Here is a 14341-nt window from a genome sequence, read left to right on the forward strand (position 1 = left end):
GGTTCGGTGAGCAGCGCCGCGGGGTGGTCGGCGAGCCACGCCGTCCCGGGCTCGCCCTCGCGCTCGACGGTGGTCCGCGCGAACGCCTCTGGTGTCCTGATCATCCGTTCACCGTACGCGGCGCCGTGCACCGTCCCGCCAGGACCTTAACCATCGTTCATATTCATGAACTGCAATCACATACACATCTATTGACGCGTCCACGGCAGACCTCTAGCGTCCCACGGAAAGCGCTTTCTGACCCGTGCTTCCCGCCCATGAAAGTCCCTCACACGCCCCTCACACTGGAGAGCAACGATGCGAACGGGACCCGTCATCGCGTGCGTCAGCCTGCTGGCAGGCACGCTCGTCGCCCTGTCAGGCACGACGGCGCAGGCCGCGACCACCACCTACGAGGCGGAGGCCTCGCCCGCGGTCTGCACCGGCACGATCGACTCCGACTGGGCCGGTTTCACCGGCACCGGATTCTGCAACGGCACCAACGCGGCCGGCGCCTACGCGCAGTTCACCGTGAACGCCCCGGCCGCGGGCACCGCCACGCTCACCTTCCGCTTCGCCAACGGCACCACCACCGCACGGCCCGCGGCCCTCACCGTGAACGGATCGGCGGTCTCGACGTCCTCGTACGAGGCGACGGGCGCGTGGACGACCTGGGCGACGAAGACGTTCACCGTGCCGGTCGGCGCGGGGGCCAACACGGTCCGGTTCGACCCGACCGGCGCCGCCGGCCTGCCGAACATCGACCGGCTCGACGTCGAGACGGCCGGCACCACCACACCGCCGTCGGGCAGCGCGCTCTACGTGGCACCGAACGGCACGGACGGCGCCGCCGGCACCGTCTCGGCCCCGACCACGCTGGGCTCGGCGATCGCGCGCGTCACGTCCGGAGGCACGATCTACCTCCGCGGCGGCACGTACAACCACTCCCGGACGGTCACCATCCCCGCCGGCCAGAACGGCACGGCCGCCGCCCGCACGAAGCTCTCCGCCTACCCCGGCGAGAGGCCGGTGCTGAACTTCTCGGCCATGACCGAGGACCCCGCGAACCGCGGGCTCGCCGTGAACGGTTCCTACTGGCACGTCAGCGGCCTCGTCGTCGAACGGGCCGGGGACAACGGCATCTTCGTCGGCGGCAGCCACAACGTCATCGAGCGGACCGTGACGCGCTTCAACCGCGACTCGGGGCTCCAGCTCTCCCGGATCGCGTCCACCACGCCCCAGAGCCAGTGGCCGTCGAACAACCTCGTCCTGAGCGCCGAGTCGCACGACAACGCCGACTCCGACGGCGAGGACGCCGACGGCTTCGCGGCGAAGCTCACGGTCGGCCCGGGGAACGTCTTCCGCTACGCCGTCGCCCACCACAACATCGACGACGGCTGGGACCTCTACACCAAGACCGACACCGGACCCATCGGGACCGTCACCATCGAGGACTCCCTCGCCTACGAGAACGGCACCCTCTCCGACGGCACCCAGAACGCCAGCGGCGACCGCAACGGCTACAAGCTGGGCGGTGAGGACATCGCCGTCGATCACGTCGTCCGGCGCAGCATCGCCTACCGCAACGGCAAGCACGGCTTCACGTACAACAGCAACCCGGGCACGATGACGGTGTCGAACAACCTCAGCGTGGACAACGCCCAGCGCAACTACTCGTTCGACGCGGGCACTTCGGTCTTCCGGAACAACACCTCGTGCCGGAGCGCCAGTGGCACGAACGACCGGACCATCGGGGACGCCGACGGCTCCAACCAGTTCTGGTCCGGTACGAACGGCTCCCGGTGCTCGGCGTACTCCGGCGCCCTGAGCTGGTCGTACGCCACGGACGGCCGTCTCGCCGTGACCCTCGGCGGCAAGGCCGTCACCCTGTAGCCGACCGCCGCGACCGACCGTCCCGCCAAGGTCCCTGCTCCCGTACGCCGTTCACAGAGCCGACACACGAATGTCGTACGGGAGCGGGAATTCCCTTGTGAGACAGGCCTGTTGGCCCTGACATGACCATCGGAGTAGTCCTCAGCACGACCACCCGCCAGCTCCCGATCGACGAAACCGTGCTCCTCGCGCGGGAGGCCCGCGACGCCGGACTGCACTCGGCGTGGTTCGGCCAGTCCTTCGCGTACGACTCCCCCTCGCTCGCCGCGATCGTCGGGCGCGAGGTGCCCGGACTGCAGGTCGGGACCTCCGCGATACCCGTCTTCGGCCGCCACCCGCTGATCGTCTCCAGTCAGGCGCAGACCGCGCAGGCCGCCACCGGCGGGCGCTACCACCTCGGGCTCGCCCTCGGCACCAAGCACCTGACCGAGGACGCGTTCGGCATTCCGTACGAGCGGCCCGTCCGGCTGCTCCGGGAGTTCCTCACCGCGCTGCGCGGCCTGGTCGAGACGGGCTCCGCGGACTTCCACGGCGAGCTCCTCACGGCCACGACACCGTGGCCGGCGGCCGTGCCCGGGGCCCAGCCGCCGGTACCGCTCCTCGTCGCCGCCATGGGGCCGCAGGCCCTGCGGGTCAGCGGTGAACTCGCCGACGGCATCCTGCCGTTCCTGGCCGGGCCGCGCGCGCTCGCCGAGGACATCGTCCCCGCCGTCACCGCCGCCGCCGCCGCTGCCGGCAGGCCGGCGCCCCGGATCGTGGCCATCGTCCCCGGCGTCGTCACCGCAGACACCGACGCCGTACGGGCGGAAGCGGTGGAAGCCCTCTCGCTCTTCGACGGGATCCCCTCCTACCAGCGGGTCATCGCACGCTCCGGCGGCACGCGCGCCGCCGACCTGGCGGTGATCGGCGACGAGGAGACCGTCGCCGCCGAGGTGCGGCGCTACCGCGAGGCGGGGGCGACGGAGGTGGTGTTCACGGCGACGCACCTGGGCGGCGACGCGGACCGCGGCCGTACGTGGAAACTCCTCGGCGAGCTGTCGAGGGCACACGACACGAGCGGGTCCGCCACGAGTGGCTCCGACGCGAAGGGGTCCGACGCGAAGGGGTGAAGCCCTCCGGCATCACCCCCTCGTACGTCGGTCCGTCCCCTCCGTCAGGAGGCGTTAGGGCCCACGTCCGCGGTCGTCAGGGGGCGGCGGACCGGGGCCAGGGTCGTGTACTGGTCCGCGCCGATGTCCCGGGCGGAACCGCGGGCGTGGCCGTCGAGGTCCTCGGCCACGGTCACGCCCGTCAGCGTCGCCGCCCCGATCGCCGGGCTGCCCGCCGCGAGGCGGAACACGCCGTCGGTCCCCTGCTGGAGGCGCGGGTCGACGCGGACGTAGCCCGCGGCGGGCAGGTTCCCGTCGGCGGCGGCGCCCCACAGGATGTTGCTCTGCCAGGTGAAACGGGTGGTCGCGCCCATCGCGACGAGGCTGCCGACGTCCCCGGTCAGGAGGTTGTCGGCGATGACCACGTCCTGGGGCGCGTGGTCCCGGGTCTCGCCCGAGAGCGTGCTCTTGTTGCCGCGCAGGGTGTTGTGCGCGATCACCGCGCGGTCGCAGGCGTCGTTGCCGCGCCGCTCCTCGGTGGTCTCGCCCTCGTGGTGGTCGCGGGTGGAGCCGCTGCCGATGACGAGGGCCCGGCCCGAGAGGCCCGCGAGGTAGTTGTTGACGACGAAATGGTCGTTTCCGTAGACGCGCACGCCGTCGATGCCGTCGAGGATGTGGTTGCCCGCCACCGTGGAGCCGTTGCCGTGGCGCAGCACGATGCCGCCGCGGCTGTCGCGGATCGTGTTGTACCGGATCGTGTTGCCGGAGGACTTCACGGAGACGGCTTCGGGGTCGCCGTCGCACCGCTCGAAGAGGTTGTACTCCACGATCGCGTCCGCTCCGGCCAGCGCGCGGCTGCTGACGCCGAGGCGGATCGGTTCGCCGCCGTTGGCACCGGTGTAGCTGTGGTCGGAGAAGTGGTTCTTGAAGAGCTGGAGGCGCTGGGCCATGGCGGCCGTGCCGGGGCCGTCGACCACGACGAAGATGCCCTCGGTGGTCTTGTCGTGGAAGTGGTTCCGGTCGATCTTGGCGTCGTCGCCGCGCACGACGACCCAGTCGAGTCCGCTGATGTCGGCGAACCGGAAGTCGTTGCGGGTCAGCCGGATGCGTGGGCTGTCCGCCGGGATCTCCAGGGTGGTGCTCTGCCGCAGGGCGAAGCCGCTGATGACGATGTTGCTGGAGTTGCCGATGACGAAGCTGCGCTCGCCCTGGAGCACGGCGCCGCCGCGCGACTCGGAGACGATGGTGATGGGTGCGCTGCTCGTGCCGTTCCTTCCCGAGACGCTGATCGCGCCACCGGACGGGACGGTGTACGTGCCGTTGGCGACGACGATCCGGTCCCCGGCGGCCGCGCGGTCGATCGCGCTCTGGAGGCCGCTCAGGCTGGTGACCCGGGTCTCCGTGGCGGCCGAGGCACCGGTCGCGAGGAGGGTTTCGAGCGGTACCGCGGCGACCGCCGCTCCCAGCAAGCCTCCCTTGAGAAACGTACGACGCCGCATGATGCCTCCTGTGATGGACCCGTTGGCGCCCGGACGGTACGGCAACTGCCCCAGCATCGCGCCGGCCGCTGACGTTCCGCTTGCGTGCCGCTAACGGCGGCCGATCGGGTGGACCTCGACGGGCGAGGACGGGCGGCGGCCCGTTCCCCCTCGGGGCCGGTTCACGATGGCCCCTGCGGAGCACCCGGTCTCCGTGCCCGCTCGACCAGGTGAAGGGGGAGAGATGGCCGGCCGACGCAGGGCGATCGCCCGACTGCTGACGATGTGCCTGGTGGTGGGTGCGGCCGGTGCCTGGGTTCCGGCGGTGCGCGGTGCGCTCCCCGCCGACCAGACGACGATCTCCCATGACGACCTGCGGACCGGCTGGGACCGGGACGAGCCCGGTCTCGCCCCCGACCAGGTGTCCAGCTCGGACTTCGGCCTCCAGTTCTCGACCGCCGTCGACGGTCAGGTGTACGCGCAGCCGCTGGTCGTGGGGCGCACGCTCGTCGCGGCCACCGAGAACAACAAGGTGTACGGGATCGACGCGGCCACCGGGGGGATCGGCTGGACCAAGGACCTCGGCGCCCCCTGGCCGGCCTCGGCGATCAGCTGCGGGGACCTGGTGCCGAACATCGGGGTGACCGCCACGCCGGTCTACGACCCCGCGAGCAACGCCGTGTACCTGACCGCGAAGGTGAACGACGGGCCGGACGTCCAGCACCCCAACTGGTACGTGCACGCGCTGGACCCGGTGACCGGCGCCGAGCGCGCGGGCTGGCCGGTGAAGGTGACGGGCGCGCCGGTGAACGACCCGGGGCGGGCGTTCAACCCGTACACGGCGGGGCAGCGGCCGGGGCTGCTCCTCATGGGCGGTTCCGTCTACGCGGCCTTCGCCTCGCACTGCGACCGGGGGCCGTACGTCGGGTACGTCATGGGCGTCAGCACCACGACGCGCCGGACGACGCTGTGGGCCACCGAGGACTCCTCCGCCAACGGCATGGCCGGGGTCTGGATGAGCGGTGGGGGTCTCGTCTCCGACGGCCCGGGCCGGATCCTGTTCTCGACGGGGAACGGCGTCTCGCCGGCGCCGGGCCCCGGCAGCCTGCCGCCGGGTCAGCTCGCGGAGTCGGTGGTCCGGCTCGGGGTGAACAGCGACGGCACGATGTCGGCGCAGGACTTCTTCAGTCCCGCGAACGCCTCCCAGCTCGATCTGAACGACACCGACCTGGGCTCGGGCGGCCCGGTGGCCCTCCCGGGTCCGGTGTTCGGCACCAGCAGGCATCCGCGGCTGCTCGTCCAGATCGGCAAGGACGGGCGGCTGTTCCTGCTCGACCGGGACGACCTCGGGGGCCGGAGCCAGGGTCCTGGCGGCACCGACAAGGTGCTCGGCGCGTTCGGTCCGTACGAGGGTGTCTGGGGGCATCCCGCGGTGTACGGCGGGCAGGGCGGTTACGTGTACACGATCGGCAGCGGCGGCCCGCTGCGGGCCTTCGCGTACGGGCTCACCGGCTCGGGTCTCCCAGGTCTCACCAACACGGGCAGCAGCGCGCAGCGGTTCGGCTACACCTCGGGCTCTCCGGTGGTGACCTCGACGGGGACGAATCCGGGCTCGGCGCTCGTGTGGGCGATCGCGTCGGACGGGGCGAGCGGCGCCAACGGGCAGCTGCGGGCGTACGACGCGGTGCCCGTGAACGGGGCGCTGCGGCTGCGCTGGTCGGCGCCGATCGGGGTGGCGTCGAAGTTCGCCGTGCCCGCGACCGACGGCGGGCGGATCTACGTGGGGACGCGGGACGGGCACGTGCTCGCCTTCGGGCGTCCGGCCAACACCGCGCTGACCGGTGAGCCGGTGGACGCGGGCGAGGTGGCGGTCGGCTCGGCGGGGACCGTCACGGCCACGGTCACGGCGACCCGGGACGTGACGATCACCGGGGTGAGCACGCCGGCGGGCGGCCCGTTCTCCGCGACCTCGGCCGGGCTGCCGCGCGCACTGCGGGCGGGCGAGACCCACACCGCGCGGGTGACGTTCTCCCCCACGGCGCCCGGCCCGGACACCTCGGCGCTGACCTTCGCCACCGACCTCGGCGACAGCGCGCTCGGGCTCACGGGATACGGCACCCGGCCCGGGCTCCTCGCCTCGCCGGGCGCGCTCGACTTCGGCACGCTGCCGACGTCGACGAGCAAGTCGCTCGGCGTGACGTTCACGAACACGGGCACGGCCGACGAGACGATCTCCGCGGTCTCCGTCCCCGGCGCCCCTTTCAGCGCGGCGGACCCGCCGGCCGTCGGCACGGTCGTGAAGCCCCGGCAGTCCGTCACCGTGCAGGTGGCGTACGCCCCGACGACCGCCGGGGAGCACACGGGAACGCTCGCCGTCGGCGGGTCGAACGGCACGGCGTCCGTGGCCGTGACCGGCACGGCGGTGACCGGTCGGGCGGAGCTCACGGTCACGCCCACCTCCACGGCCTTCGGCGAGGTGAAGGTCGGTCAGTCGGTCACCAGGACCTTCGACATCAGCAACACCGGCAACATCCCGCTCACCATCACCAAGGCGAAACCGCCCGCGGCTCCCTTCCACGTCACGAACCCGATCAGCGAGGGCCAGGTCCTCGGCCCCGAGGACGTGGTCCACCAGGCGGTGACCTTCTCGCCCACCTCGATCGGGGCGGTGACGGCCGCGTACGAGCTGACCTCGGACGACGGGCGGGGCCCTCGCAACGAGGCGCTGACCGGTACCGGGGTGGCGGGCACCGGGGTCACCGTGCCCTCGCCGGGCGCGGGCGGCTGGCGGCTCAACGGCGCCGCCGGGATCTCCGGCGACGACCTCCAGCTCACGCAGGCGAGCGCGTCCCAGCGGGGTTCGGCGGTGTGGCCGGTCCCCGTGCTCACCGACGGCCTCAAGGCCTCGTTCACCACGGTGATCGGCGGCGGCACCGGCGCCGACGGCCTGACCTTCGCCCTCCTCGACCCGGCGAGGGCGACGCCGACCGCGCTCGGCGGCGTGGGCGGCGGCCTCGGCTACGCCGGGCTCCCGGGGGTGGCCGTCGCCTTCGACACGTACCGCAACCCCGGGGACCCGTCGGCCAACTTCGTCGGTGTCGCGACGGGCGGCAGCGGCTCGGCCCTCACGTACGCGGCGACGACGTCGAGCGTCCCGAACCTGCGCGCGGGCACCCACACGGTCACCGTCGCGGTGACCGGCAAGACGGTCACGGTCTCCGTCGACGGCACCCAGCGGCTGCGGACGACGGTGGCCTCGCTGCCGCCGGCGGCGCTGCTCGCCTTCACGGGAGGGACGGGCGGCCTGACCGACATCCACGCCGTGCGCGGCGCGGCGATCACCTCCCCGTCGTACGCGCTGCCGCCGCCCGGGCCCAACGGCTGGTCGTACAACGGCGCCGCCGCCCTGTCCGGGACGAGCCTCGTCCTCAACCCCGCCCAGGCGTACGTCAAGGGGTCGGCGATCCAGGCCACGGCGGTGCCGTCGGCCCGGCTGCGGGCCCGCTTCACCGCGACGCTCTCGGGTGGCACCGGCGCCGACGGGCTCGCCCTGCTGCTCCTCGACGCGACCCGGACCACGCCGAAGGCGCTGGGCTTCGGGGGCGGCGGGCTGGGCTACAGCGGGCTGCCCGGCGTGGCCGTCGCCCTGGACACCTACCGCAACCCGGGCGAGCCGTCGTCGAACTTCGTCGGCGTGGCCACGAGCGGCTCGGCGTCCACGCTGCGGTACGCCGCGACCTCGACCGCCGTCCCCGCGCTGCGTACGGGCAGTCACGTGGTCGACGTGAACGTGACCGCCGCCGGGCGGCTCCTCGTCCTCGTCGACGGGGTCCAGGTCATCGACGTGGCGGTGCCGCTGCCGAAGAACGTCCTGGTCGGATTCAGCGGCGCGACCGGCGGCCTGACGGATCGTCATGAGGTGTCGGGGGTCCGCGTGGGCTACTGAGCGGGGGCGCCGGGGCGCCGCCCGCACCGGTGACCGGCGCCCCGCCCCGGCATCTGTCCGCATGCCGGACGGGCGCGGTAGTCTGCTCGCCTTTCGGAGCACGTACCCGATCACTTCCGTGAGGCGAGCGATACCCATGACCGAACTGAGCCGGATATACCTGGACGAGTGCCTGCGCGGGGGCGGTACCCTCGGCGAGGCCGTCGCCCGGGCCGCTTTCCCCCCGGGGTTCGAGAAGGCCTGGCGGTCGTACCTGCTGCACCGGCCCTGGTTCGTGGACGCCGCGGAGACGGAGGCCTTCGCGCGGGACCTGGGGGGCCTGTTCGACCTCCTGGTGTCGCTGCCGCGGCGGCTCTTCGACGGTGACATGGAGCGGTACGGGGCGGCCATCGGGATCGACCCCCGGCTCGTGTCGCTGCTCCGCCGGGGCGGATCCGGGGTACCCGACAGGCTGGGCCGCGCCGACGCGTACCACGACGGCACCTCGTACAAGCTCCTGGAGTTCAACCTCGGCAGCGAGGTGGGCGGGCTCGAACTGGCCGTGTTCAACCAAGGGCTGCTCGGTGTCCCGGAGTTCGGCGCCTTCGCGCGGAAGCACGGTCTCGGCCACGTCGACATCGGGGCCCGGATGGCGGCGGTGCTGCGCGAGCGGGCGAAGCCGGCGCTGTCGGGCGGCGGGGAGCCGGTCGTCGGGCTCATCGAGGGGCGCGGCGGGGTCGCCGCGTACGGACGGATGATGGTCGCCACGCAGGAGGCGATGGCCGCGCACGGTCTCGACCTGCGGATCGGCGAGGTCGGGGACGTACGCACCCGGGCCGACGGCAAGTTGACCCTGGACGGGACTCCGCTCGACCTGGTCGTGCGGAACTTCGCGGCCGGTCAGCTGCTGGAGGATCCGGCGGGGCCCGAGGTGGCGGAGCCGTTCTTCCGCGCCCACGAGGCGGGCAGGACCGTGCTGTTCACGACCCTGGAGAGCGGCTTCTACGGGAACAAGAGCGCGCTCTCGCTGCTCACCGACCCGCGCTGGAGCACTGCCTTCGACGCGGACGAGCGGGCTCTGGTCGAGCGGCTGCTGCCGTGGAGCCGCACGGTGAGCGCCGCGGGTCCTGCCGGGGTCGCGGAGATCGTGGACCTCTGCCGGGAGCGGCGGGAGGAGCTCATCCTCAAGCCCGGGGCCGGGTACGGCGGTCTGGACACGTTCGTCGGCTGGGAGAGCACCGAAGCGGAGTGGCGCGCGGCGCTGTCCGTCGCCGTCGAGCACGGCGGTTACGTGGCCCAGGAGCGGGTCGTCCCCCGGTCCGAGCCCGTCTACGACCCGGCGACGGGGGCCGTCGAGGAGTGGATCGCGGTCCTGGGGGTCTTCCTCACCGACGACGGGTACGCCGGGACGCACGCGCGGGCGAACCGGGCCGACGGCGGCGCGATCGTCGGGCTGAGCAGCAATCCGGGCACCCGCATGGTCGGTGTGTTCTCCCATCCCTGACGGGCGCCCGGACAGGCCTAGCGAGTGCCGTCCTTCTTCCAGGGGCCGATGCCGAGCTTCCCCGTCGTGCCGAGGTCGAGCTCGGGCGTCACCATGACCGGGGCGGCGCCGGGCTTGGCCCAGACGCGGGCGTAGGGGGCGTTCACGGGATCGCCGGCCTCGACGGTGTTGCGCCAGACCAGGCCGGAGTAGGCGCGCTCGCCGGGCGCGAGGACGAGCGGCCGCGCCGGTCCCTCCATTCCGGTCGCGCCGGCGATCCGCTCGCCGCCCTGGAGGAGTCGCACGCTGTCGACGGGTGCGTGGTCCTCGTCGGCGAGCCCGATCCGGGGGTAGCCGTTCAGCTCGTAGGGGGCGGTCCCGCAGTTCTCCAGGTGGAGGCCGACGACCCGGAGTCCCATGGCGGAGTCGCCGTCGTCGGCGTACACGCGCACGCCCGAGGGCGGGCAGGGGCCCGACGCGGAGGGCGCTTCGGCGGTCGGGACGCTCCGGACCGTGAGGACCTTGAACCGTCCGCCGGCGGCCGCGTCCGGGGGGACGTCGGCGGCGGTGACGGTACGTCGGACGGTCTTGCCGGGGCCGACGGCGGGGACGGTCTCCTTGACGGTCGTCATCGCCTGGCCGCTCTCCGTCAGGAACGAGAAGGCGATCGTGTACGTGAAGGGTGCGGTCTCGGCGCTGGTGACCGTGTACTCGGCGCAGGGGTCGGTCTGTCCTACGGGGGCGCCGGGAGCCGCGGATTCGCCCATGCCCGTGACGGTGACCCCGTCCTCCGTCGAGCCGTCGCCCGGCCGGGCCGCGCAGCCCGCCGCCGTGGCGGACGGCCCCGACGGGCCGCCGCCCGCCTGCTCCGTGCCGCAGGCCGTGAGCAGCAGCAGACCGGCGAGGGCGGCGGGGAACGTGGCGCTACGCATGCGGGGCGGCCTCCTGGGGGCGCAGTGCCGCCACCGCGCTGAGCATCAGCTCCAGGGCGAAGGGGTAGCCGCTGTCCTGCATGTCGGCGGCGAGCAGCGGGTAGGTCGCGGCGATGTTCGGGTGGGTGTCCGACGACAGTCTGCCGTACACCGACTGCCAGACCGCCTCGTCCCCCGCCCTGGCGGCGGGCGGCAGGGCCGCCGCGGCGGCGTCCTGGGCGGCGAAGGCGAGGGCCTGGTCGACGAAGGCGTGGTAGATGCGCACCGCGAGGGGGTCGGGGAAGCCCGCGGAGCGGAGGATGCCGAGGATCCGCTCGACGGCCCGGGTCTCGTGGGGGCGACCGGTCGTGCGGTACGCGCCGAGGACGGCGGCCTGCGGATGGGACAGGTAGCAGGCGTGGATCCGCTGGCCCATCGAGCGGAGGTCCTGCCGCCAGTCGCCCGTCGCCGTCCAGCCTTCCTGCGCCCGACCGATGAGCTCGTCGGCGATCGCGAGGAGGAGGGCGTCGGTGTTGCGGAAGTAGCGGTAGAGCGCGCTGGGGTCGGCGCCGAGCGCGGCGCCCAGCCTCCGTACCGACAGGGCTTCGGCGCCGTGCTGGGCGACGAGGCGGAGCGCCGTCTCGACGATCAGCTGCTCCGAGAGGACGGCGCCCTGCTTGGTGGGGCGGCGGCGCTGCCGGCTGCCTTCGGGGACCACGCGTTCGGACATGGCCGGGACCTTACGTCAACACCATTGACGTGTAAACAGCCTTGCCGCTTCCATAGCGCCCAACCACCTGCCGCCTCATGTTCTGGAGCATTCGCATGGCCAAGGCCGATCTGGTCTTCACCCGCGGTCCCGTCTTCACGGTGGACCCGGCCCGTACCCGGGCGACCTCGCTCGCCGTCATCGGCGAGCGGATCGCCGCCGTCGGCCACGACGAGGTGCGCGAGCTCATCGGCCCGGACACGGAGGTCGTCGACCTGACGGGGAAGCTGCTGGTCCCGGGTTTCCAGGACGCGCACGTCCACGCAGTGTTCGCCGGGGTGGAGCTGGCCCAGTGCGACCTGTCGGAGACCGTCAGCGTCGACGAGTACCTGCGCCTGGTCCGTGCCTACGCGGACGCCAACCCGGACCGTGAGTGGATCTCCGGCGGCGGCTGGTCGATGGAGAGCTTCGAGGGCGGTCTGCCGACCCGGCAGCTGCTCGACTCGATCGTGCCGGACCGGCCGGTCCTGCTGCTGAACCGTGACCACCACGGCGCCTGGGCCAACACGCGGGCGCTCGAACTCGCGGGGATCACCGCCGACACCCCCGATCCCGCCGACGGCCGCATCGAGCGGGAGGCGGACGGCACCCCCAGCGGCATGCTCCAGGAGGGCGCCTCCGGCCTCGTCGGCCACCTCGTGCCGCCGAACTCTGACGCGGACCGGCTCGCCGGGCTCCACCGCGCCCAGTCGCTGCTGCACTCCCTCGGTGTCACCGGCTGGCAGGACGCCATGCTCGGCGAGTTCCACGGGCAGCCCGACCCCTCGGACGCGTACATGACCGCCGCGCTGGACGGCACGCTCACCGCCCGGGTGACCGGCGCGCTCTGGTGGGACCGAGACCGCGGCGCCGAGCAGATCCCCGAGCTGGTGGCCCGCCGCGCGAAGCTGAACGCCGGCCGGTTCCGCGCCACGTCCATCAAGATCATGCAGGACGGCGTCGCGGAGAACTTCACCGCCGCGATGACCACCCCGTACCTGGACGGCTGTGGCTGCGCCACCGCCAACTCCGGGCTGAGCTTCGTCGACCCCGACGCGCTGCGCGGGTACGTGACCGAGCTCGACGCCCTCGGCTTCCAGGTCCACTTCCACGCCCTGGGCGACCGCGCCGTCCGGGAGGCCCTCGACGCGATCGAGGCCGCCATGGGGGTCAACGGGCGCCGCGGCAACCGTCACCACCTCGCGCACCTCCAGGTCGTCCACCCCGACGACCTGACCCGTTTCGCCGCGCTCGGTGCCATCGCCAACATCCAGCCGCTGTGGGCGGCCCACGAGCCGCAGATGGACGAGCTGACGATTCCGTTCCTCGGCGCGGAGCGTGCCGCCTGGCAGTACCCCTTCGGCAGTCTCGTCCGCGCCGGGGCCACGCTCGCGGCCGGCAGCGACTGGCCCGTCAGCAGCCCCGACCCGATCGCGGGCATCCACGTGGCCGTGAACCGCCGGGACCCGGAGTCCGCCGACGCGCCGGTCTTCTACCCCGAGCAGCGGCTGGACCTCCCGACCGCGCTGGCCGCCTACACCGCCGGCACCGCCCATGTGAACGGTCACGACGACGCGGGCAGCCTGCGCGCCGGGAACCTCGCCGACCTCGTGGTCCTGGACCGCGACATCCTCACGGCGCCGCCGGAGGAGATCGGCCAGGCCCGGGTGGAGCGGACGTACGTCGGCGGCAAGCTCGTCCACGCGAGCTGACGGGCCCGGGGCTACCCGTGCTGCCGCACCGAGGACGCCCGGACGTCGAGACGGGTCGGGACGAGTGTCCCGGCCGGTTCCCGGTCGCCGTGCTCCAGGACCCTCACCAGGTGCTCGATGCCCGCCTCCGCGATCGCCTCGGGCCGCAGGCTCAGGGTGGTCACGGGCGGCTCGGTGTGCTCGGCCGTGACGTCCTCGCTCACACAGACGAGGAGCAGATCGCCGGGTACGTCGTAGCCGTGGCGGCGCGCCGCCTCCAGGACGAGGGGCGGGCTCGCCTCGGCGACGACGAGGAGGGCGTCCGGCCGGTCGCCGTCCTCGCCCGCCGGGCCTCCCGCGAGGGCGGTCTCGACGGCGTGGACCACCGGTCCGTTGCCGGGTTCCCCGACCCGTACGACCCGCTCCGGCAGGCCGTGCTCCGCGCACCACTCCCGGTGGGCGGCGAAGACCTCGTCATGGAAGCGGGTGGTGCTGTCGGGTACGACGAGGACCGGCCTCCGGGCGCCCTGTTCCAGGAAGTGGTCCAGGGCGGTGCGGACGGCGGCGCTCGTGTCGACGTCCACCCAGTACGCCCCGGGCCGCCCCTCCACGGAGCGGTCGCTGAAGACGGGGATCCCGGCGGCGAGCACGTCGTCGACGATCCGGTCGTCGGCACCGGGGTCGGTCACGACCACGGCGTCGAGCGGCAGGTCGGCCCACTCGCTCTGCAGGGATCCGGTGGGCAGCAGGACCATGGCGTAGCCGCGTCGCAGCGCGGTCGCCGCCGTGGCCCCGGTCAGCCGGGCGAAGTACGGCGATTCCAGGAACACCGAGGTGACGTCGGCCGTCTCACCCACCACGTATCCGATCAACTTGGCTCGTCCCGCGCGTAGTTGGCGTGCGGTGGCATTGGGCCGATAGCCCATTCTGCGTGCGGTCTCGCGGGCTTTCTCCCGTACGGCGGGAGAGAGCCTTCCGGTGTCGTTGAGAGCCGCCGAGACGGTCGTCTTGGACAGGCCCGCCTCGCGGGCGACGTCGACGAGGCGGACGCGCGGGGTGGGTGAAGAGGGCTGCCCGCCGTGCCGTGATCCAGAGGTCATGGAGCGATGGTGCCACCCTCCTGACCTTTGCAAAACCGTTCCCGC

9 protein-coding genes are annotated in these 14341 nt (G+C 73.1%); 5 read left to right on the plus strand and 4 right to left on the minus strand.

Annotated elements, in window-relative coordinates; genetic code table 11:
• Window positions 1-297: 297 nt before the first annotated feature.
• Window positions 298-1872 carry a carbohydrate-binding protein gene (locus tag ACIBG6_RS08850; RefSeq protein ID WP_399221872.1) on the plus strand — a complete coding sequence of 525 codons (1575 nt, stop codon included), beginning with the start codon at window positions 298-300 and terminating at the stop codon, window positions 1870-1872.
• Window positions 1873-1994: 122 nt separating this feature from the next.
• The gene (locus tag ACIBG6_RS08855; protein WP_399221873.1) at window positions 1995-2981 is read left to right on the plus strand and encodes a TIGR03564 family F420-dependent LLM class oxidoreductase; all 987 of its coding nucleotides are present in this window, start codon (window positions 1995-1997) and stop codon (window positions 2979-2981) included.
• Window positions 2982-3025: 44 nt separating this feature from the next.
• On the opposite strand, the gene ACIBG6_RS08860 is transcribed toward ACIBG6_RS08855, so the two are convergent.
• Window positions 3026-4459 carry a chondroitinase-B domain-containing protein gene (locus ACIBG6_RS08860; protein WP_399221874.1) on the minus strand — a complete coding sequence of 478 codons (1434 nt, stop codon included), beginning with the start codon at window positions 4457-4459 and terminating at the stop codon, window positions 3026-3028.
• 223 nt (window positions 4460-4682) lie between these two features.
• On the opposite strand from ACIBG6_RS08860, the gene ACIBG6_RS08865 reads away from it, so the two are divergent.
• Both ACIBG6_RS08865 and ACIBG6_RS08870 read left to right on the plus strand, forming a co-directional pair.
• Window positions 4683-8384: a choice-of-anchor D domain-containing protein gene (locus ACIBG6_RS08865; protein WP_399221875.1), complete on the plus strand. Its 3702-nt coding sequence runs from the start codon at window positions 4683-4685 to the stop codon at window positions 8382-8384.
• 136 nt (window positions 8385-8520) lie between these two features.
• Window positions 8521-9867, plus strand: a complete 1347-nt coding sequence (locus tag ACIBG6_RS08870) for a hypothetical protein (RefSeq protein ID WP_399221876.1) — start codon at window positions 8521-8523, stop codon at window positions 9865-9867.
• A gap of 17 nt (window positions 9868-9884) precedes the next feature.
• Here ACIBG6_RS08870 and ACIBG6_RS08875 read toward each other — a convergent pair whose 3' ends face one another.
• Both ACIBG6_RS08875 and ACIBG6_RS08880 read right to left on the minus strand, forming a co-directional pair.
• On the minus strand, window positions 9885-10778 hold the full coding sequence (locus ACIBG6_RS08875) for a DUF4232 domain-containing protein (RefSeq protein ID WP_399221877.1): 894 nt from the start codon (window positions 10776-10778) through the stop codon (window positions 9885-9887).
• Window positions 10771-11487, minus strand: a complete 717-nt coding sequence (locus ACIBG6_RS08880; protein WP_399221878.1) for a TetR/AcrR family transcriptional regulator — start codon at window positions 11485-11487, stop codon at window positions 10771-10773. The genes ACIBG6_RS08875 and ACIBG6_RS08880 overlap by 8 nt, the downstream gene beginning before the upstream one ends.
• Window positions 11488-11582: 95 nt before the next feature.
• Here ACIBG6_RS08880 and ACIBG6_RS08885 point away from each other — a divergent pair, with 95 nt between their 5' ends.
• Window positions 11583-13217, plus strand: a complete 1635-nt coding sequence (locus ACIBG6_RS08885; RefSeq protein WP_399221879.1) for an amidohydrolase — start codon at window positions 11583-11585, stop codon at window positions 13215-13217.
• 11 nt (window positions 13218-13228) lie between these two features.
• Here ACIBG6_RS08885 and ACIBG6_RS08890 read toward each other — a convergent pair whose 3' ends face one another.
• The gene (locus ACIBG6_RS08890; protein WP_399221880.1) at window positions 13229-14296 is read right to left on the minus strand and encodes a LacI family DNA-binding transcriptional regulator; all 1068 of its coding nucleotides are present in this window, start codon (window positions 14294-14296) and stop codon (window positions 13229-13231) included.
• Window positions 14297-14341: the final 45 nt, after the last annotated feature.

Source organism: Streptomyces sp. NPDC050842 (assembly GCF_044456565.1).
GTDB lineage: Bacteria > Actinomycetota > Actinomycetes > Streptomycetales > Streptomycetaceae > Streptomyces.